Here is a 20,045-nt window from a genome sequence, read left to right as displayed (position 1 = left end):
CCGATTATGGCTTCCTAGAATAGGCCTTATACATAGATGCAGCCGGGTGTCAGTGGGCAAAAGCGGGTTGACAGTGGGGGGCGAGTCCATACATAGGAGCGAGCTTGCCTCGCGATCTTTTAAAGATCAAAAGATCGCGAGGCGCACTTAGCGGTAAAACAACGGGTAGGCAATCTGCCCGACGGCTTCGTTGAGCAACAGCCCGGACTGCCAAAACGACTTGTACTCCGGCATCCAGCCGCCCAGCGGCCTGGCGTTGTCGACGCTTAAAAAGCCGACCGGTGCAGGCACAACCTCAAACCCCGCCTTTTCAAAACTCCACACCGAACGCGGCATGTGCCACGCTTGGGTAACCACCACCACGCGCTTGATGCCCTGCGGCAACAGAATTTCGGCACTCATTTGCGCGTTTTCCCACGTGGTGCGGCTGCGTTCTTCTTTCCAGCGAACCTCAACCCCCGAATTTTCGCGCAACGAGTCGGCCATTATCTGCGCCTCGCTCGGCGGGGTGCCGTAGTGCAAGCCGCCCGTGACCAGCACCGGCAACCCCGAAGCTTTGGCCAGTTGCGCCGCATAACGCTGGCGTTCCAGGCCGATCCCGGTGGGCTGATCGCTGCCCCACGCCGGATCGCCGCGCTCACGCCCGGAGCCCAGCAGCACAATGGCATCGGCGCGCTCAGACAAGCTCGACCACTCGCTTGGGGCTAGCGCAGGCTCGCGCTCAATGGCGCGGGCGCTCCATTCCACCATCACCGGCAAGCTCATCAACCATAAGCCGCCAAGGCCCACGGCAAACAGCGCACCGGCCAGACGCGGACGCGAATGGCGCAGCCACCAGGCCGCCAGCAGGAACAAAAGAAGGATGCCCGGAGGCAATAGAAGTTGTTTAACAAAGTAGCGAAAAGGCATCGAGCATCTCCATAGATGCCCGAAGCCTAAGGGGGTTGAAGGGAGGCATCAACAGGGCTGGCCAAAACTCAATCACAACCCGTGTTACCTCAACCCTGAGGAAATGCCGCTCTTCACGTGGGCCCGACCTGGATCGTCGCGCCGGCCTACTTACCCTTAACCCTGTCTTTGAGCCAGATGACCTTGGCTGTCTGAGGGGCTTTTTGCTCAGTACTGCTGCCTTGCAGGCGTTCATCAGCCTCACGCCCGATCCGGTTTAAATAAACGTTGATCAACTCCAACTCGGCACGACTCAAACCACGCAATTCCAATTCGGCAGGACGTTCGTTTCTCAGTCGCACTGCCGTCTTTGCTGAATCAAGAGCCACACTCAAACGATCAATCAGCCGCTCGAACACCTCCGAATTTATAGCCTTGTATTGCGACTCAACCATCCGTCCACCTCATTAAGGAAGTTTCTTCCCCCCACCAACAGCGTAGCTGCGCTGCTAAAACCAGCGCGCCGCTGCGACCAACGGAGCGATGAGGCAATCAGGGTTTCCCTCGATAGAGTGGGGTCATGTATGCTACGGGACTTCCTGTAACCCCTGCTCCAACCTGACCGGGCAACAAAAATGTCCGCGTGAGTTGAAGAGGATTAGGCCACCCTTCATTAGTACAAGTAGCCATGCACGAACAATATCAACCCCGTGAAATAGAAGCCGCCGCCCAATCATTCTGGGACAACCAAAAGTCCTTCGAAGTCAGCGAAGATCTAGGCAAAGAAACCTACTACTGCCTATCGATGTTCCCGTACCCAAGCGGCAAGCTACACATGGGGCACGTGCGCAACTACACCATCGGTGACGTGATCTCGCGCTACCAGCGCATGCTCGGCAAAAACGTTCTGCAACCCATGGGCTGGGACGCTTTCGGCATGCCGGCTGAAAACGCGGCGATGAAAAACAAAGTCGCCCCGGCCAAGTGGACCTACGACAACATCGCTTACATGAAAACCCAGCTGTGCAGCCTGGGTCTGGCGGTGGACTGGTCCCGCGAGATCACCACCTGCAAGCCTGATTACTACCGCTGGGAACAGTGGCTGTTCACCCGCCTGTTCGAAAAAGGCGTTATCTACCGTAAAAACGGCACCGTGAACTGGGACCCGGTCGACCAGACCGTTCTGGCCAACGAACAAGTGATCGACGGCCGCGGCTGGCGTTCGGGCGCGCTGATCGAAAAACGCGAAATCCCGATGTACTACTTCAAGATCACCGCTTACGCGGATGAGCTGCTTGAAAGCCTCGACGACATGCCCGGCTGGCCGGAGCAAGTCAAAACCATGCAACGCAATTGGATTGGCAAATCCCGTGGCATGGAAGTGCAGTTCCCCTACGACCAGGCTTCCATCGGCGAAGCGGGCGCACTCAAAGTCTTCACCACCCGTCCAGACACCCTGATGGGCGCCACTTACGTGGCCGTGGCGGCAGAACACCCGCTGGCCACCCTGGCAGCGCAAAACAACCCTGAACTGCAAGCGTTTATCGCTGAATGCAAAGGCGGCAGCGTTGCCGAAGCCGACGTGGCGACCCAAGAGAAAAAGGGCCTGCCCACCTCGCTGTTCGTGGAACACCCACTGACCGGTGAAAAGCTCCCGGTTTGGGTCGCCAACTACGTACTGATGCATTACGGCGATGGCGCTGTAATGGCAGTGCCGGCGCACGACGAGCGTGATTTCGAATTCGCCACCAAGTACAACCTGCCGATCAAGGCCGTTGTCCGCACCAGCGCAGGCGATGAGTCGCCAGCACCGTGGCAGGCCGCTTACGGCGAACACGGCCCGCTGATCAACTCCGGCGAATTCGACGGGCTGGACTTCCAGGCTGCATTCGATGCCATCGAAGCCGCCCTGACCGCCAAGCACCTGGGCCAGTCGCGCACCCAGTTCCGTCTGCGTGACTGGGGCATCAGCCGCCAGCGCTATTGGGGCTGCCCGATCCCGATCGTGCACTGCGACACCTGCGGTGACGTGCCGGTCCCGGAAGACCAACTGCCGGTCGTATTGCCAGAAGACGTCGTACCCGATGGCGCCGGTTCGCCATTGGCGCGCATGCCTGAGTTCTACGAGTGCAGCTGCCCTAAATGTGGCGCACCGGCCAAACGCGAAACCGACACGATGGACACCTTCGTCGAATCGTCGTGGTACTACGCGCGCTATGCTTCGCCGCACTTCGACGGTGGCCTGGTAGAACGCAAGGCGGCTGACCACTGGTTGCCGGTCGACCAGTACATCGGCGGTATCGAACACGCGATCTTGCACCTGCTGTACGCGCGCTTCTTCCACAAACTGATGCGCGACGAAGGTCTGGTCAGCTCCAACGAGCCGTTCAAGAACCTGCTGACCCAGGGCATGGTTATCGCTGACACCTATTTCCGTACCCTGGACAACGGTGGCAAGGACTACTTCAACCCGGACGACGTAGAAGTCGAGCGCGACGCCAAGGCCAAGATCATCGGCGCCACGCTGAAGTCTGACGGCCTGCCGGTTGAAATCGGCGGTTCGCAAAAAATGTCCAAGTCGCTGAACAACGGCGTCGACCCTCAGTCCATGATTGAGCAATACGGCGCAGACACCTGCCGTCTGTTCATGATGTTCGCCTCGCCACCTGACGCCAGCCTGGAATGGTCGGATGCCGGTGTTGAGGGTGCGCACCGCTTCCTCAAGCGCGTATGGCGCCTGGCCCACGCTCACGTAGGCCAAGGCCTGCCGGGCGCGCTGGATGTTGCCGGCCTGAACGACGAGCAAAAAATCATTCGCCGTGCCATTCACCAGGCCATCAAGCAAGCCAGCCAGGACGTCGGCCAGCATCACAAATTCAACACCGCCGTTGCCCAGGTAATGACCGTGATGAACGTGCTCGAAAAAGCACCGCAAGCCACCGAACAGGACCGCGCCCTGCTGCAGGAAGGTCTTGAGACGGTTGCCTTGATTCTCGCGCCGATCACGCCGCACATCAGCCACGTGCTGTGGGGCCAGTTGGGTCACGCCACGGCAATCATTGACGCCGCTTGGCCAACCCTGGATGAAAGCGCACTGGTGCAAGACACCCTGCAGCTGGTTATTCAGGTGAACGGCAAACTGCGCGGTCACATCGAAATGCCTGCGGCTGCCAGCCGTGAAGAGGTTGAGGCGGCTGCCCGCACCAACGAAAACGTGCTGCGCTTTACCGAAGGCCTGACGATCCGCAAAGTGATCGTGGTACCGGGTAAATTGGTCAACATCGTCGCCAGCTAATTGGAACAGGCGCCCGGCCTTTGAGCCGGGCGCCCATTAAAACCTTTCGGGTCGCCATGCCGACCTACCTGGTTTCAAGGGGAGCTACACATGATCAAACGCAACTTGCTGGTGATGGGTCTCGCTGTTCTGTTGAGTGCCTGCGGCTTCCAGCTGCGCGGTACCGGCACCAACCAACTGACCATTACCGAGCTGGGCCTCAGCGCCCGTGATGCTTACGGCCAAACCGTTCGCGACCTGCGCCTGGCGCTGGAAGGCAGCGGCGTTAAAATCACCGACGCAGCACCGTACAAGCTCGTATTGAACAATGAGCAAGAAAACCAGCGCGCTGCCAGCTACACCGGCACCGGCTCGACCGCTGAGTACGAACTGACCAAGGTCTTGAACTACCAGATCAAAGGTGACAACAACCTGGTGTTGCTCGAGAACAAAGTTGAAGCTCGCAAGTTCTTCATGCAAGACAGTGGCAACATCGCGGGTAGCACTCAGGAAGCCTCGATGGTCCGCAAGGAACTCGACCGCGACCTGGTTCAGCAAGTCCTGCTGCGCCTTGAGCAACTGACTCCGGCACGTCTGGCCGAGCTGCAAACACTGGCCGACGAAAAGGCCCGTGCAGAAGCGGCAGCCCTGGAAGCCCAGCAAAAAGCTGAAGCCGAAACCCCTCAGCAGTCGCCACTCGAACTGCCATAAGTAAGGGATACGGGGCGCTCAAGCGCCCCGTCATCTATCTAGCCCCTATGAAACTCGCCCCCGCTCAACTCACCAAACACCTGCAAGGCAGCCTGTCGCCGGTCTACATCATCAGCGGCGATGACCCGCTGTTGTGCCAGGAAGCTGCCGACGCCATCCGCACGGCTGCCCGCCAGCAGGGCTTTGATGAGCGCCAAGTGTTTAGCGCCGACGCCAGCTTTGACTGGGGCACGCTGCTGCAAGCGGGTGCCAGCATGTCGCTGTTTGCCGAACGGCGCCTGCTGGAATTGCGCCTGCCTTCCGGAAAACCCGGCGACAAAGGCGCTGCGGCCCTGATCGAATATTGCTCGCGCCCGGCCGAAGACACCTTGCTACTGATCAGCCTGCCCAAGCTCGATGGCAGTGCGCAAAAGACCAAATGGGGCAAAGCCCTGATTGAAGGCCCGCAGACCCAGTTCTTGCAGATCTGGCCGGTGGACGCCAACCAGTTGCCGCAATGGATTCGTCAGCGCCTGTCACAAGCCGGGCTGGCCGCCAGCCAGGACGCTGTCGAACTCATCGCCGCTCGGGTTGAAGGCAACCTGCTGGCGGCAGCCCAAGAAGTCGAAAAGCTCAAGCTGATGGCCGAAGATGGCCAGATCACCGTCGAAACCGTGCAGGCTGCGGTGGCTGACAGCGCGCGCTTTGATGTGTTCGGCTTGGTCGATGCAGTGCTCAATGGCGAAGCGGCGCATGCCCTGCGCATGCTCGAAGGCCTGCGCGGCGAAGGCGTCGAGCCACCGGTCATTTTGTGGGCGCTGGCCCGTGAGTTACGGGTGCTGGCCAACATTGCCCTGCAATACAGCCAGGGCATCCCGCTGGACAAAGCCTTCAGCCAGGCCCGCCCACCGGTCTGGGACAAGCGCAAACCGCTCATGAGCAAAGCGTTGCAACGTTATTCGGCGCAACGTTGGGCCCAGTTGTTGATGGATGCGCAACGCATTGATGCTCAGATCAAAGGCCAGGCCGCCGGGTCAGCCTGGAGCAGCCTGAGCCGATTAACGCTGCTAATGTGTGGGCAACGTCTGAATTTGCCAGCGGAGTAATCCACAACGCGGGGGCGCACTGGACAACTCAAAAAAACTGGCCGATGATCTGCGCTCGTTCATATTGAGCCTTTTCTAACCCAGCGAGAATAAAGCCATGAGCAAGCGCCCCAACAAGGCCAAGTCCATTGTTGCCCAACCCCTGTTCCGCAGCCGCCAGGAACGCCCCGCCAAAGGCAAAGGCAGCTACCGCCGCGAAGCCTTCCAGTCGAGAGACCGGGAGGCTTTTTACTTTCTGGCTGCCTGACAGCGGGGATGATAAGGTCTGCATCTGATTTGCATTTCGTGGACCTGCGCATGTCTTTAAGTTCTTCACACCGTTGGCCGATGCGCCAACTGATTGCTTTTTCCAGCGTCATCTTGTTAGTCGCCTGCGCAGAAAAACCCACCGCAGCCGATGCCCAGCCTTTGCCTGTCCCGCCTGCCGCGCCGGTGGTTATCACCAATGCCGCCAGCACTGACATGCCCGACATTCAGCCCGCTCAGAGCTTTGACCAATGGCTGGCCAATTTCCGCGTGCAAGCGCTGAGTGCCGGGATCTCGCCGACTATTTTCGATAACGCGTTCAACGGCGTCACGCCCGACATGAGCGTGATCAAGGCCGACCGCAGCCAACCTGAATTCAGCCGCCCGGTCTGGGAGTACCTCGACGGTGCCCTGTCACCTTTGCGCGTTCGTAACGGCCAGCGCCTGCTGGAGCAAAACGCCGAACTGCTGGGCCGCATCGAGCAACGCTACGGTGTTGACCGCCGGGCGCTGGTGTCGGTATGGGGCATGGAAAGCAACTTTGGCACCTTCCAGGGCAACAAGTCGGTGATTCGCTCACTGGCCACCCTCGCCTACGAAGGCCGTCGCCCGGAGTTCGCCCAAAGCCAACTGATTGCCGCGCTCAAGATCATTCAGGAAGGCGATGTCACGCCGGACAAGATGCTCGGCTCCTGGGCGGGCGCCATGGGCCAGACCCAGTTCATCCCGACCACCTATGAAACCCACGCTGTGGATTTCGACGGCGATGGTCGTCGCGACATCTGGAACAGCTCAGCCGACGCCCTGGCCTCGACCGCCCACTACCTGCAAAGCTCAGGCTGGAAGCAAGGCCAGCCGTGGGGCTTTGAGGTTCAGTTGCCTGACGGGTTCGATTACGCGCTGGCCGACGGTGCGGTGCGCAAAAGCGTGAGTGAATGGCGCAAGCTCGGCGTAACACTGCCGGCTGGCACCCAGGCACCTGCCGGGGCCGAAGAACTCAGCGCCACATTGTTGTTGCCGGCTGGCTACCGTGGCCCGGCGTTTTTGGTGCTGGATAACTTCCGCGCCATTTTGCGTTACAACAATTCGTCATCGTATGCCTTGGCGGTGGGCTTGCTGTCGCAACGCTTCAATGGCGGCGGGGTGATAGTGGGCGACTGGCCAAAAGACGACCTGCCCCTGAGCCGCACCGAGCGCATGGAGTTGCAGACCCTGCTGAGCCAGCGCAACTTCGATGCGGGCAACCCTGACGGCATTATTGGCGCCAATACCCGTAAAGCGATTCGCAGTGCGCAACAAGCTTTTGGCTGGCCCGCCGATGGCTACCCGACGCATAAACTGCTCGAGCGTTTGCGCAGCCAATAACCCATTACCTGTGGAGCTGCCGCCCCGTCTTCGACGCCGCGCTGTCGCGCAGCAAACAGGACAGCGAGTATCTTCAACATCCCCCAATCGGTTCCCTCTCCTTCGGGAGAGGGCTAGGGTGAGGGGGCTCTTAGATCAAGATCAAAAGATCGCGAGGCAAGCTCGCTCCTACAGGGCCTTTAGAATCAATAAGTTATTTTGTGTTTGATAGGAGCTGCCGGAGGCTGCGATCTGTTGATCTTTAACGTCAAAAGATCGCAGCATGCGGGGTTAACAACAAAAAACCTGTAGGAGCGAGCTTGCCTCGCGATCTTTTGATCTTTTAAAAAGTCGCGAGGGACAAAGTCAGGTTTGAGCCGTTACCACGGCCTGTTCAAGCACTAGCTGCTGCTTATCGGCATCCAGACGCACGTGCGCGCCCATCGGCAAGGTGATGTTCGGGTCGCAATGGCCGCTGCGCCAGCCCGCCAGCACGGGGATATTCAGCGGCCCCAGTTCTTGCTTGAGCAACAGCTCCAACCGCGAAACATCGACCCCGGCAAAATCCCCCACCAACACTCCGCGCACCCGCCCAAGCTTGCTCGCGTGGCGCAGATGGGTGAGCAGACGGTCGACCCGATATAACGGTTCGTTGACGTCTTCGATAAACAAGATGATGCCCTGATCGTCCAGCTCAAACGCCGTGCCGATGGTGGCGCAGATCATCGACAGGTTGCCGCCCAGCAAGCGGCCGCTGGCACTGCCCGGCGCAAGGGTGGTCAGCGGGTACGCCGCAGGGTGCTCCAGCAACGCCGGTTGTTGCCCGCTGAGCATGCGCAGCAAGGAAGATTCTGTTGGCGGCTGTTTGTTGCCGAGCAGGTCCGCATTCAGCATGGCCCCGTGAAAGGTCACAAAGCCCGCGTAACGAGTGATCGCCAAATGCAGCGCGGTGATGTCGCTATAGCCCACAAACGGCTTGGGATGGCGTCTGAGCAGCTCAAAATCGATGTGTTCGAGAAAGCGCGTGCAGCCATAGCCACCGCGCATGCACAGAATGGCATCCACACTATCGTCGGCAAAAGCATCGTGCAGGTCACGCAAGCGCACAGCATCGGAACCGGCCAGGTAGCCGTCTTTCTCCCAGACGCCTGGAAACACCTTGAGCTGATAGCCACGGGTTTCCATCCATCGGGTTGCACTGTGCAGATCGAATTCGGAGGGGCCAGCCGGGGCGATCACACCGATCACCCCGCCAGCAGGCAGCGCGGGCACTGCGCTGTGAGTAGTAAACGACACAGGCGCAGCGAACCGGCTATTCATGGTTTCAGGAACCTACCAACATGTCTTTAACCAGTTTGGCTTGCTCGTCTGCGTGGTACGAAGAACGTACCAGCGGGCCGGAGGCGACGTTTTTGAAGCCCATTTTGTAACCTTCTTCGGCGAACCAGGCGAAGGTATCCGGGTGCACAAAACGCTGCACCGGCAAGTGGCTGCGCGACGGTTGCAGGTATTGGCCCAGGGTCAGCATGTCGATGTCGTGTTCACGCATGCGCTGCATCACTTCAATGACTTCGTCATCGGTCTCACCCAGACCCAGCATCAAGCCGGACTTGGTGGGAATGTGCGGCATCATTTGTTTGAAGCGTTGCAGCAGGGTCAGCGACCACTGGTAGTCAGAACCCGGGCGCGCAGCCTTGTACAGGCGAGGCACGGTTTCGAGGTTGTGGTTGAACACATCCGGCGGCTCGGCGGCGGTGATTTCCAGCGCGATGTCCATGCGGCCACGGTAGTCAGGAACCAGGGTTTCGAGCACGACGTTCGGCGACAGGCGACGGATTTCACGGATGCAGTCGGCAAAGTGCTGAGCACCGCCGTCACGCAGGTCATCACGGTCTACCGAGGTGATCACCACGTATTTCAAGCGCAAGTCGGCAATGGCAACGGCCAGGTTATCCGGCTCGTTGGTGTCCAGTGGTTTTGGACGGCCATGGCCTACGTCGCAGAACGGGCAACGACGGGTGCAGATGTCACCCATGATCATGAACGTTGCAGTACCGCCCGAGAAACACTCACCCAGGTTCGGGCAGGAGGCTTCTTCGCACACACTGTGCAGCTTGTGTTTACGCAGCAACGCCTTGATGCGGTCGACTTCCGGCGACACCGGAATGCGCACGCGAATCCAGTCTGGCTTCTTCGGCAGCTCGGTGGTCGGAATGATTTTTACCGGGATACGCGCAACCTTTTCGGCACCGCGCAATTTAACGCCAGTCTCAACCTTGGAACGGGCCTCTTGCGCACGGGCCACACGTTCGGAGATATCCAGCGTCGGGATCAGGGTTTGAACAGCGTCTTGCGCAGTAGTCATATCAGTCGATTCCGCCCGTTAGGGTCGTCTGCTCAGCATAGTCGAGGTGTTTGACGAGCTGCGTACGCAGCTGGACACCTACCTCGGCAAAATCAATCGGCCCTGCATGGTCACGCAACTGGGTCATTGCCAGCCCCGCATAACCACAGGGGTTAATCCGTCGAAACGGTTCCAGGTCCATGTCCACATTCAGGGCCAGACCGTGGAAAGAGCAACCGTTGCGAATGCGCAGGCCCAGGGATGCGATTTTCGCACCGTCGACATACACGCCGGGCGCATCGGGCTTGGCCGCTGCAGTCACGCCATAGGTGGCCAGCAGCTCGATCAGGCAAAGCTCCATGCGGCTGACCAGCTCACGCACGCCAAAACCGAGACGGCGCACATCCAGCAACAGGTAAGCGACCAACTGGCCGGGCCCGTGATAGGTCACTTGCCCGCCGCGGTCCGATTTAACCACCGGGATATCCCCCGGCAACAACAGATGTTCGGCCTTGCCCGCCTGACCTTGGGTAAACACCGGCGGATGCTGCACCAGCCAGACCTCGTCTTGCGTGTCCGGCGTGAGCTTGCGTTGGTCGGTGAAACGTTGCATCGCCAGCCAGGTGCGCTCGTAATCGAGCACACCCAAATCGCGAATACCCAAGATCTGCGGCATCACAGCACCATGTGCACGAAGCCAGTGGCTCGCAGCTCGCTGTTGATGTTGTACAGCTGGTCTTGATCGGTCGCAACGATGTGCAACTGAATCGTGGTGTATTTGCCGTTGGTGCTCTGACGCTCGTCAACACGCGCATCATTGATCGTCGCGTGTTTCTTGACGATATCAATGATCTTGTCTTTGTTGCCCACACCCGTGTCACTGATCACCTTAACCGGATAGTCAGTTTGAGGAAATTCGATCTTTGGCGCCTTTACTTCGGTATCGGTCATGGCGTATTGGCCTCGGGAACTACAGAGCGGCCCCCTGCACACTCAGCAAGGGGCCACGCAGGGTGGGTTAAATCAGTTGAACAGCCCAAAGAAGAATAGACGGATGCTATCCCACACACGGCGGAAAATGCCACCTTCCTCAACCGGCTCCAGCGCGATCAAGTCAGCGCTGTGGATAACTTTGTCGTCCAGTTTGACTTCAACCTTGCCGATTACATCACCTTTAGCGATAGGGGCCATCAGCTGCGGGTTCATGGTCATGCTCGCCGCCAGCTTTTTCAATTGGCCTTTAGGCAGGGTCAGGCTCAGGTCATCGGCCAGGCCAGCTTTAACCTGGTGAGTGGTGCCTTTCCAGACTGGCGCTTGAGCCAGCTCCGCGCCCTTCTGGTAGAAGGTCTGGGTTTCGAAGAAACGGAAGCCGTAGGTCAGCAGCTTCTGGGTTTCAGCCGCACGTGCTGCTTCGCTGTTGGTGCCGAATACCACGGCGATCAGGCGCATGCCGTCACGTACCGCCGAAGACACCATGCAGTAGCCGGCTTCGTCGGTGTGACCGGTTTTCAGACCATCAACGGTCTTGTCACGCCACAGCAACAAGTTACGGTTAGGCTGCTTGATACCGTTCCAGAAGAACTCTTTCTGCGAGTAGATCGCGTAGTGAGTCGGGTCTTCGTGAATGATGGCGCGAGCCAGCAGCGACATGTCGTGAGCCGACGAGTAGTGCTCCGGGTTTGGCAGGCCGGTCGGGTTCATGAAGTGGCTGTTGGACATGCCCAGGTCGCCAGCGGTTTTGTTCATCATGTCAGCGAAGGCGTCTTCGCTGCCGGCGATGTGCTCGGACAGCGCAACGCTGGCGTCGTTACCCGACTGAATGATGATGCCGTGCAACAGGTCGCTGACCGACACTTGGCTGCCGACCTTGATGAACATACGCGAACCGCCGGTGCGCCAGGCGTTTTCGCTGACGGTTACCGGGTCGTTCTCGCCGATCTGGCCACGACGGATTTCCAGAGTCGCGATGTAAGCGGTCATCAGCTTGGTCAAGCTGGCCGGAGGCAGACGCTGATCACCGTTGTTCTCCACCAGCACGTTACCGCTGTTGGCATCCATCAGAACGTAGGATTTGGCGGCCAGCTGTGGCGGCGACGGCATCATCTCGGCTGCCCAGGCGGCAGGAGTGACGATCAGCGGTACAAGCAGGCACAGGCGTTTGGCAAAGGTGGTGATGTTCATCCGTCTCTCGAGTTTGCTAATGGAACCTTACCCTCGCGGGCAAAACTTTTTGACAGCCGTGTGACGGGCTGCCACGTGTTCAGTGTTACTGATCGGTCACAACGCTCGGCTGGCCCAAATTGGCCAGACGCACGCTGTTTTGCGTTTGTTGCACTTCACCGGCCGAGGCAATCGGCCCCATGCGCACACGATGAAGGGTTTGCTGATTGCGCACAATCGAGCTGATAAACACAGGGGCGCTGACCATGCCACTGAGTTTGGAACGAAGCAACTCGGCCGCATCAGGATTGGCGAATGCGCCAACTTGCAAATAGGTGCCCTGGCCCTTGTGCACCGCTACAGGCGGTATGACATCAGACGCGTGCTGTTGCGGTGGCGGCGTCCATTGTTCGACCTTGCCTGTTGAAACCGTCGGCGCGGCAGCAGCTTGCGCCACTTGCGGCTCGTTGAGCATCAAAGGCGCCGGACGGCCTCGCGCAGCCCACCAGGCTTGCGGGTCAATGCCTTCTACCTTGACGCGGGCCGTACCGGTTTCGGCATAGCCGAGCTTTTTGGCGGCGGCGTAAGACAAGTCAATGATGCGGTCTGAATAGAACGGCCCACGGTCGTTAACTCGCAATACCACAGCCTTGCCGTTGTCCAGGTTGGTCACTTTAACGTAACTGGGCAGTGGCAGCGTTTTGTGCGCCGCGCTCATGCCGTACAGGTCATACACTTCGCCGTTGGCGGTGTTCTGCCCGTGGAACTTGGTGCCGTACCAGGACGCCGTGCCTGTGGCCACGTAGTTCTTGGACTCCTGGATCGGGAAATACGACTTGCCCAGCACGGTGTACGGGTTAGCCTTGTACGGCCCGGTGTGCAAGGTTGGCGTTGCATCCGGAATACGCGAAACGTCGACATCCCACCACGGCGCGCCGTCTTTGTGCGCGCGGTTGATGTCCAGGCCAGGCTTGGCGCTGATGGTCCCCGCGGTTTGCGGCGTGCTGGTGCGGCTGCTCGAGCAGCTCACCATCAGCAGTGCGACAGCCGTGCAGGCCGCGATTTTCAGAGGTGTGCGAATGGCTAAAAACGGCATTACTTGTTGCCCCGTGCTTGAACCAGCAGGTCGGACAGTTGATGCACTGCCATGGCATACATCACGCTACGGTTGTACCGCGTGATTGCATAAAAATTCTTCAGGCCCATCCAGTATTCAGGGCCATTTTCGCCTTCGAGACGGAACGCCGTGACCGGCATGTCATCGCGCAGCGCATCATGACTCGACCAGCCCAACGCTCGCAACTCCCCAACGGTTTTGACCGGTTCAATCCCTTGGGTCAAGCCTTCATCGACGCGGTCACCCTGCACGTCGGCACGCGCCACTACCGGCTCGCCCGCCACCCAGCCATGACGCTTGAAGTAGCTGGCAACACTGCCGATGGCATCGTCCGGGTTGCTCCAGATATTGATGTGGCCATCATTGTCGAAGTCCACGGCATAGGCACGAAAGCTGCTCGGCATAAACTGCGGCAAGCCCATGGCGCCTGCGTAAGAGCCTTTGAGGCTCAACGGGTCGACTTGTTCTTCACGGGCCAGCAACAGGAACTCACGCAGCTCCTTGCGGAAAAACTCGGCGCGCGGCGGGTAATCAAAGCCTAGGGTCGAGAGCGCATCAATCACCCGGTAATTGCCGGTATTGCGCCCGTAAAAGGTTTCGACGCCGATGATCGACACGATCACTTGGGCCGGCACACCGTATTCCTTCTCGGCACGGGCCAGCACGGCTTCGTGCTCACGCCAGAAGTCGACACCGCGGGCAACGCGGGCGTCGGTCAGGAACATCGGACGGTATTCTTTCCACTGTTTGACGCGCTCGGCCGGGCGCGAAATAGCATCCAGAATGCTCTGTTTCCGCTCGGCCTCACGAAACACATCCATCAGCTGTTCACCGGCAAACCCGTAGTCGCGGGTCATCTCACCGACAAATTCAGCCACTTGGGGCGAGCCATCGTAGTCGCCAGCCACCGCGCCTTGCGCTGCCCCGAACAGGCCCAAAAAGCCCATCCACGACGCGTATCGAGCGGCCCAGCCACGCATTGCTTGCATTGAATTCTTCACCTTAATCAAACTTGTGCAATCCATTTGCGATGCGTATGGATTGACATCAAAACCCCAAACGCTGACAGCAGCGTCACGAGCGAAGTTCCGCCGTAACTAATAAACGGCAATGGCACGCCCACCACCGGCAACAGCCCACTGACCATACCGATGTTGACGAAAACATAAACAAAAAAGGTCATGGTCAAGCTGCCAGCCAGCAATTTGCCGAACAGGGTTTGCGCCTGGGCGGTAATCACCAGGCCGCGACCAATCAACAACAGATAGATCAACAACAGCGCACAAATGCCCACCAGGCCGAACTCTTCGCCCATCACCGCAATGATGAAGTCGGTGTGGCTCTCGGGCAGAAAGTCCAGGTGCGACTGGGTGCCCAGCAGCCAGCCCTTGCCGAACACGCCGCCCGAACCGATGGCGGCCTTGGACTGGATGATGTTCCAACCGGTGCCCAGCGGGTCGCTCTCAGGGTCGAGGAAGGTCAGGATTCGCTGCTTCTGGTAGTCGTGCATGATGAAAAACCACATGCCAATCGCCACCGGGATCGCAGCCGCCAGTACGCTGATGATCCAGCGCCAGCGCAAACCACCCATAAACAGCACGAACGCGCCCCCGGCCAGCACTAGCAAGGCGGTGCCGAGGTCGGGCTGACGCACGATCAGGCCGAAGGGTATGCCGATCAGCAACAAACTGACCGCCACGTGCTTGAGCTGCGGCGGCAAGGTGCGCTTGGACAGATACCAGGCGATGGTCGCGGGCATCAGGATTTTCATGAACTCAGAGGGCTGGAAACGAATCACCCCCGGAATGTTGATCCAGCGCGTGGCGCCCATGGCGTTGTGGCCCATGACGTCCACCACCACCAGCAACATCACGCCGAGCAAATAGCAGACCGGCACCCAGCGCGCCATAAAGCGCGGTTCAAGCTGGGCGATGACAAACATCGACACCAGGCCGATACCAAACGAGGTGGCCTGCTTGCTCAGCAGGTCCCAGCTTTTACCACTGGCCGAATACAGTACAAACAAACTGCCTGCGGCGAGTGTCAGCAACAAAATCAGCAAAGGGCCGTCGATGTGCAGACGCTGCAGCAGCGTGGCACGGCGACGCATCACATCCTCACTGGAGAGGATGCGGTCAAAATTACTCATCATTGGCCGTAGCCTCCGCCTTTGAAACACTGGCGTATTCAGGTTTGAGTTTGCCGTCTTCACCGAGCAACCAGGCATCCATGACCGAACGCACCACCGGCGACGCCACACGGCTGCCGGCCTCGCCGTTTTCGATCATGACCGAGACCGCAATCTGCGGGTTATTTGCCGGGGCAAAGCCCACGAACAACGCGTGGTCACGGTGACGCTCCTGAACCTTGGACCGGTCGTACTTTTCACCTTGTTTGATAGCGACCACCTGGGCCGTACCGCTCTTGCCCGCAATCAGGTACTGCGCGCCGACACCGGCGACTCGCGCCGTACCGCGAGCGCCATGCACTACCTGCTGCATGGCGTGGTTGACCTTGCCCCAGTTGGACGGGTCGCGCAGCACGATGTCAGGCATGGGGTTGGGGTCTACCGGCGGCACGCCCTCGATGGTCTTGGCCAGGTGCGGACGGTTCCATTTGCCTTTGCTGGCAATCAGCGCCGTGGCCTGGGCCAACTGCAAAGGGGTGGACTGCATATAGCCTTGGCCGATCCCCAAAATCAGGGTTTCACCCGGGAACCAGGCCTGGCGACGGGTTGCACGCTTCCACTCGCGGGACGGCATCAACCCGGCCGACTCTTCGAACATGTCGAGGGAGACTTTTTGACCGATGCCGAACTGATTCATGTAGGTCGACAAACGGTCGATGCCCAACTTGTGGGCCAGGTCATAGAAGTAGGTGTCGTTGGAGCGCATGATCGCGCTGTCCAGATCGACAAAGCCATCACCGCTGCGGTTCCAGTTACGGTACTTGTGATCGTAATTAGGCAGTTGGTAATAACCGGGGTCAAACACCCGCGTACTGGCCGTCACCACACCGCTGTCCAGCCCGGCAATCGCCACGGCGGGTTTGATGGTCGAACCCGGCGGGTACAAGCCACGCAAAATACGGTTGAACAGCGGGCGGTCAATGGAATCACGCAGCTCGGCGTAAGCCTTGAAACCAATGCCGGTAACAAACAGGTTGGGGTCAAAGCTCGGCTGGCTGACCATGGCCAGCACTTCGCCAGTCAACGGGTTCAGAGCAACCACCGCCCCACGCCGACCGGCCAAGGCTTCTTCAGCCGCCTCTTGCAACTTGATGTCCAGGCTCAGAACGATGTCTTTGCCCGGGATCGGGTCAGTGCGCTTGAGCACCCGCAGCACACGGCCGCGAGCGTTGGTCTCGACCTCTTCGTAGCCGACCTGGCCATGCAGCTCGGCTTCGTAGAAGCGCTCTATACCGGTTTTACCAATATGATGGGTGCCGCTGTAGTTAACCTTATCGAGGGTTTTGATCTCTTTCTCGTTGATCCGCCCCACATAACCGACCGAGTGCGCAAAATGCGCTCCTTGCGGGTAATGGCGAACCAACTGCGCGACCACCTCAACCCCGGGCAAGCGGAACTGGTTAACCGCGATCCGGGCAATTTGTTCTTCATTGAGCTCGAACAGAATCGGCACCGGCTCAAACGGCCGCCGCCCCTGCTTTGTGCGTTTTTCGAACAACGTGCGGTCTTCAGGGGTGAGCTGCAACACCTCAACGATGGTGTCGAGCACCTGATGCCAGTCACCCGCACGCTCGCGGGTCATGGTCAAGCTGAAGCTGGGACGGTTGTCGGCGATCACCACGCCATTGCGGTCATAAATCAGGCCGCGGGTCGGGGGGATCGGCTGCACATGCACCCGGTTGTTCTCTGACAGCGTGGAGTGATAGTCGTACTGCACCACTTGCAGGTAGTACAGACGCGCAATCAGCACGCAAATCAGGGCCAACACCAGCAGTGCGCCGACCACGACACGGCTGCGCACCAGACGTGCGTCCTTTTCGTGGTCCTTGAGGCGAATTGGCTGGGTCATTCCGGGGGCGCTGAGCTATTTGTGATAAGGGTGCCCGGACAATACCGTCCAGGCGCGATACAACTGCTCACCGATCAGAATCCTTACCAACGGGTGTGGCAACGTCAACGGCGACAGCGACCAGCGCTGATCGGCGCGGGCGCAGACTTCTGGCGCCAACCCTTCCGGGCCGCCGACCATAAAGTTCACCGTACGCGAGTCGAGGCGCCAGCGGTCAAGTTCAACCGCCAGTTGCTCAGTACTCCAGGGCTTGCCATGCACTTCGAGGGTGACGATCCGCTCCCCCGGGCCGACTTTGGCCAGCATGGCCTCGCCTTCCTGACGGATGAACCGGGCCACGTCGGCATTCTTGCCACGGGTATTGAGCGGTATTTCTACCAGTTCGAGCGCCAGTTCGGATGGCAGACGCTTGGCATACTCGTGCCAACCTTCTTCCACCCACTTGGGCATACGCGAACCGACAGCGATCAAACGCAAGCGCACAGCGAACCCTTATTCCTGGTCTTTGTTGAGCTTGGTGAAATGCTCATGGGTGTTTTCCGGGCTGTGGTGCGCAGCGCTTTCAGCACGGCTTTGTGCAGCACCGGCCCACAGACGCTCCAGGTCGTAGAACTGACGTGCGCTGGCGGTCATCATGTGCACGATCACGTCGTCCATATCCAGCAGTACCCAGTCGCTGTCGCCCTTGCCTTCTTCGCCCAGCGGCTTGACGCCCTGTGCTTTAACGGCTTCACGGACCTTGTCGAGCATCGCGCCGATCTGACGGTTCGAAGTACCGGTGGCGATGATCATGAAGTCAGTGATGCTGTGTTTGTCACGCACGTCGATAACCTGGATGTCCTGGGCCTTGACGTCTTCCAGGGCCGCTACAGCCACTTTAACCAGTGCTTCGCCAGCCAGTACTTCACCTGTGTGGGCGGCAACTGGCAACGGGGCGCTTTTGAAGGTGCCTTTGCGCTTAACTTTGCTTACATCTTTATTTGTCATATAAAACTCGTTTTGCTCGTATGTTCAGCGGCTTCAATACACGTCAAATCGCGCCTTGAAACACGCCTTTTTTAGTTCGACGCACGGTAAAGCCCGTGCGCATCGATGTAGGCCAGGACCGCGTCGGGCACCAGATAACGTACCGACTTACCGCTGGCCAGCAGTTGACGGATCTGGGTGGCGGAAACCGCGAGCGGTGTCTGCCAGACGAATGCAATCTGTCCGCTCGGCCCCTTCAGGGCCAGCGGGTCGCTTACCGAGCGCGCTGCCAGCAGGTTGCGCAAGGCATCCGGCGGTTCGCTGTCGGCATCCGGGCGCTGTAGCACCAGGATGTGGCAATGCTGGAGCAACTCTTCCCAGCGGTGCCACATGGGCAGGCCGCAAAACGCGTCCCAGCCCAGCAATAAAAACAACTGGTCATCCGCGGCCAGCTCGGCCCGCATCAGCTCCAGGGTATCAATGGTGTAGGACGGTTTGTCCCGCTGCAGCTCCCGTGGGTCCACTACCAGCGTAGCGACTCCTGCGACGGCGCACTCAACCATCGCCAAACGGTCGAGCGCCGACACCTGCGGGGTGTCACGGTGCGGTGGCCGGGCATTGGGGGTCAGGCGCAGCTCATCGAGCGCCATCATTTCCGCTACCTCTAGCGCACCGCGCAAATGCCCGATGTGCACCGGATCAAACGTGCCCCCCAGCACACCAATGCGCCGGGGTAACACGTCGCTGACCTGTACGTTGCCTGAAGGGCTAAGTTCGCCCAAGTCAGCTCGGCTCCTGGCCGCGCAACTGGCCATCACCGACCACGATGTACTTCTCGCAGGTCAGACCTTCGAGACCCACCGGGCCGCGGGCGTGCAGCTTATCAGTAGAAATGCCAATTTCAGCACCCAATCCGTATTCAAATCCATCTGCGAAGCAGGTTGGAGCGTTGAGCATCACCGAACTGGAGTCCACTTCGGCGATAAAACGCCGGCATTCGCCCTGATGTTCGCTCACGATCGAGTCGGTGTGGTGGGAGCCATAGTGATTGATGTGCTCAATCGCCTGGTCCAGGCCATCAACGATACGGATCGACAAAATCGCCGCCAGGTACTCGGTGTGCCAGTCTTCTTCGCTCGCCGGGGCCACGTCGATCAGCGCCTGGGTGCGTTCGCAGCCGCGCAGTTCGACGCCCTTGGCGCGAAATTGTTCAGCCATGGCCGGCAAAAATTGCGCCGCCACGGCCTGGTCGACCAGCAGGGTTTCCATCGCGCCGCAGATGCCATAACGGTAGGTTTTGGCATTGAAGGCAATCCGCTGAGCCTTGGGCAGGTCGGCATGGGCACTGACGTAGACGTGGCAGATACCGTCCAGGTGCTTGATGACCGGCACACGGGCATCACGACTGACGCGCTCGATCAAGCCTTTGCCGCCACGCGGTACGATCACGTCGACGTACTCGGGCATGGTGATCAACGCGCCCACGGCCGCACGGTCGGTCACTTCAACCACTTGCACTACGGCCGGCGGCAGCCCGGCTTCGGCCAGACCTCGCTGGATGCAGATCGCAATGGCGCGGTTGGAGTGAATCGCCTCGGAGCCGCCGCGCAAGATGGTCGCGTTACCGGACTTCAAGCACAAGCTGGCCGCATCGATGGTCACGTTCGGACGCGACTCGTAGATGATCCCGACTACACCCAACGGGACGCGCATCTTGCCAACCTGGATACCCGATGGACGGTAGCTCATATCCCGGATGGCACCGATGGGGTCCGGCAGACTGGCCACTTGGCGCAAGCCGACAATCATGCTGTCGATGCGTGCCGGGGTCAGCGCCAGGCGCTCCAGCATCGCGGGCTCGAGGCCGTTGGCC

At 59.5% G+C, this 20,045-nt stretch carries 20 protein-coding genes; 5 read left to right on the top strand and 15 right to left on the bottom strand.

The annotated features are described in order from the left end of the window. Positions 1-147: 147 nt before the first annotated feature. Positions 148-909 (bottom strand): YdcF family protein, encoded by a 762-nt coding sequence (locus GHO25_RS22810; protein WP_153392552.1) that lies wholly within the window; start codon positions 907-909, stop codon positions 148-150. A 146-nt stretch (positions 910-1,055) separates the two neighbouring features. Next, a complete protein-coding gene (locus GHO25_RS22805; RefSeq protein ID WP_048367627.1) occupies positions 1,056-1,343 on the bottom strand; it encodes a hypothetical protein in 288 nt (95 codons plus the stop codon). A 233-nt stretch (positions 1,344-1,576) separates the two neighbouring features. Between GHO25_RS22805 and leuS the strand changes: the two genes are divergently transcribed. The 5 genes from leuS to GHO25_RS22780 all read left to right on the top strand — a co-directional run bounded on the left by leuS (position 1,577) and on the right by GHO25_RS22780 (position 7,569). Then, positions 1,577-4,183, top strand: a complete 2,607-nt coding sequence (gene leuS, locus GHO25_RS22800) for a leucine--tRNA ligase (RefSeq protein WP_153392549.1) — start codon at positions 1,577-1,579, stop codon at positions 4,181-4,183. A 90-nt stretch (positions 4,184-4,273) separates the two neighbouring features. Then, positions 4,274-4,873, top strand: coding sequence for an LPS assembly lipoprotein LptE (lptE, locus tag GHO25_RS22795; RefSeq protein WP_048367630.1), 600 nt, complete (start codon positions 4,274-4,276; stop codon positions 4,871-4,873). 47 nt (positions 4,874-4,920) lie between these two features. Beyond that, positions 4,921-5,958, top strand: a complete 1,038-nt coding sequence (holA, locus tag GHO25_RS22790) for a DNA polymerase III subunit delta (protein ID WP_048367632.1) — start codon at positions 4,921-4,923, stop codon at positions 5,956-5,958. Positions 5,959-6,055: 97 nt separating this feature from the next. Further along, positions 6,056-6,205 carry an alternative ribosome rescue factor ArfA gene (gene arfA, locus GHO25_RS22785; protein WP_003444166.1) on the top strand — a complete coding sequence of 50 codons (150 nt, stop codon included), beginning with the start codon at positions 6,056-6,058 and terminating at the stop codon, positions 6,203-6,205. Between the two features lie 50 nt (positions 6,206-6,255). Further along, a complete protein-coding gene (locus GHO25_RS22780) occupies positions 6,256-7,569 on the top strand; it encodes a lytic murein transglycosylase (protein WP_153392546.1) in 1,314 nt (437 codons plus the stop codon). Between the two features lie 345 nt (positions 7,570-7,914). Here the strand turns inward: GHO25_RS22780 and GHO25_RS22775 are convergent, their stop codons facing one another. The 13 genes from GHO25_RS22775 to GHO25_RS22715 all read right to left on the bottom strand — a co-directional run. Next, complete coding sequence (locus GHO25_RS22775; protein WP_153392543.1) at positions 7,915-8,868, bottom strand: LD-carboxypeptidase; 954 nt, start codon at positions 8,866-8,868, stop codon at positions 7,915-7,917. Between the two features lie 4 nt (positions 8,869-8,872). Continuing rightward, positions 8,873-9,913 carry a lipoyl synthase gene (gene lipA / locus GHO25_RS22770; RefSeq protein ID WP_048367635.1) on the bottom strand — a complete coding sequence of 347 codons (1,041 nt, stop codon included), beginning with the start codon at positions 9,911-9,913 and terminating at the stop codon, positions 8,873-8,875. A 1-nt stretch (position 9,914) separates the two neighbouring features. Then, complete coding sequence (gene lipB / locus GHO25_RS22765; RefSeq protein ID WP_153392541.1) at positions 9,915-10,568, bottom strand: lipoyl(octanoyl) transferase LipB; 654 nt, start codon at positions 10,566-10,568, stop codon at positions 9,915-9,917. Continuing rightward, a complete protein-coding gene (locus tag GHO25_RS22760; RefSeq protein WP_153374134.1) occupies positions 10,568-10,843 on the bottom strand; it encodes a DUF493 domain-containing protein in 276 nt (91 codons plus the stop codon). The genes lipB and GHO25_RS22760 overlap by 1 nt, the downstream gene beginning before the upstream one ends. 72 nt (positions 10,844-10,915) lie before the next feature. Next, on the bottom strand, positions 10,916-12,073 hold the full coding sequence (locus tag GHO25_RS22755; RefSeq protein ID WP_153392538.1) for a D-alanyl-D-alanine carboxypeptidase family protein: 1,158 nt from the start codon (positions 12,071-12,073) through the stop codon (positions 10,916-10,918). A gap of 85 nt (positions 12,074-12,158) precedes the next feature. Beyond that, complete coding sequence (locus GHO25_RS22750) at positions 12,159-13,148, bottom strand: septal ring lytic transglycosylase RlpA family protein (protein WP_123751713.1); 990 nt, start codon at positions 13,146-13,148, stop codon at positions 12,159-12,161. Then, a complete protein-coding gene (gene mltB, locus GHO25_RS22745; RefSeq protein ID WP_123751712.1) occupies positions 13,148-14,158 on the bottom strand; it encodes a lytic murein transglycosylase B in 1,011 nt (336 codons plus the stop codon). Before mltB ends, GHO25_RS22750 begins: the two co-directional genes overlap by 1 nt. A 17-nt stretch (positions 14,159-14,175) precedes the next feature. After that, positions 14,176-15,279: a rod shape-determining protein RodA gene (rodA, locus tag GHO25_RS22740; protein ID WP_162207677.1), complete on the bottom strand. Its 1,104-nt coding sequence runs from the start codon at positions 15,277-15,279 to the stop codon at positions 14,176-14,178. Positions 15,280-15,310: 31 nt separating this feature from the next. Continuing rightward, complete coding sequence (gene mrdA / locus GHO25_RS22735) at positions 15,311-17,206, bottom strand: penicillin-binding protein 2 (protein ID WP_123751710.1); 1,896 nt, start codon at positions 17,204-17,206, stop codon at positions 15,311-15,313. Positions 17,207-17,221: 15 nt separating this feature from the next. Further along, complete coding sequence (rlmH, locus tag GHO25_RS22730) at positions 17,222-17,689, bottom strand: 23S rRNA (pseudouridine(1915)-N(3))-methyltransferase RlmH (protein ID WP_003444191.1); 468 nt, start codon at positions 17,687-17,689, stop codon at positions 17,222-17,224. A 9-nt stretch (positions 17,690-17,698) separates the two neighbouring features. Beyond that, the gene (gene rsfS / locus GHO25_RS22725) at positions 17,699-18,193 is read right to left on the bottom strand and encodes a ribosome silencing factor (RefSeq protein ID WP_048389663.1); all 495 of its coding nucleotides are present in this window, start codon (positions 18,191-18,193) and stop codon (positions 17,699-17,701) included. Positions 18,194-18,264: 71 nt separating this feature from the next. After that, the gene (gene nadD / locus GHO25_RS22720; protein WP_048367651.1) at positions 18,265-18,987 is read right to left on the bottom strand and encodes a nicotinate-nucleotide adenylyltransferase; all 723 of its coding nucleotides are present in this window, start codon (positions 18,985-18,987) and stop codon (positions 18,265-18,267) included. Then, positions 18,956-20,045 (bottom strand): glutamate-5-semialdehyde dehydrogenase (locus GHO25_RS22715; protein WP_153392535.1); only part of this gene is annotated, 1,090 nt, incomplete at its 5' end. The genes nadD and GHO25_RS22715, both read right to left, overlap by 32 nt.

Origin of the sequence: Pseudomonas sp. FSL R10-1350 (assembly GCF_009600525.1) — a bacterium.
GTDB classification, from domain to species: domain Bacteria; phylum Pseudomonadota; class Gammaproteobacteria; order Pseudomonadales; family Pseudomonadaceae; genus Aquipseudomonas; species Aquipseudomonas helleri.
The sequence above is the reverse complement of the archived record's forward strand: the minus strand, read 5'-3'. Positions and strand labels throughout refer to the sequence as shown.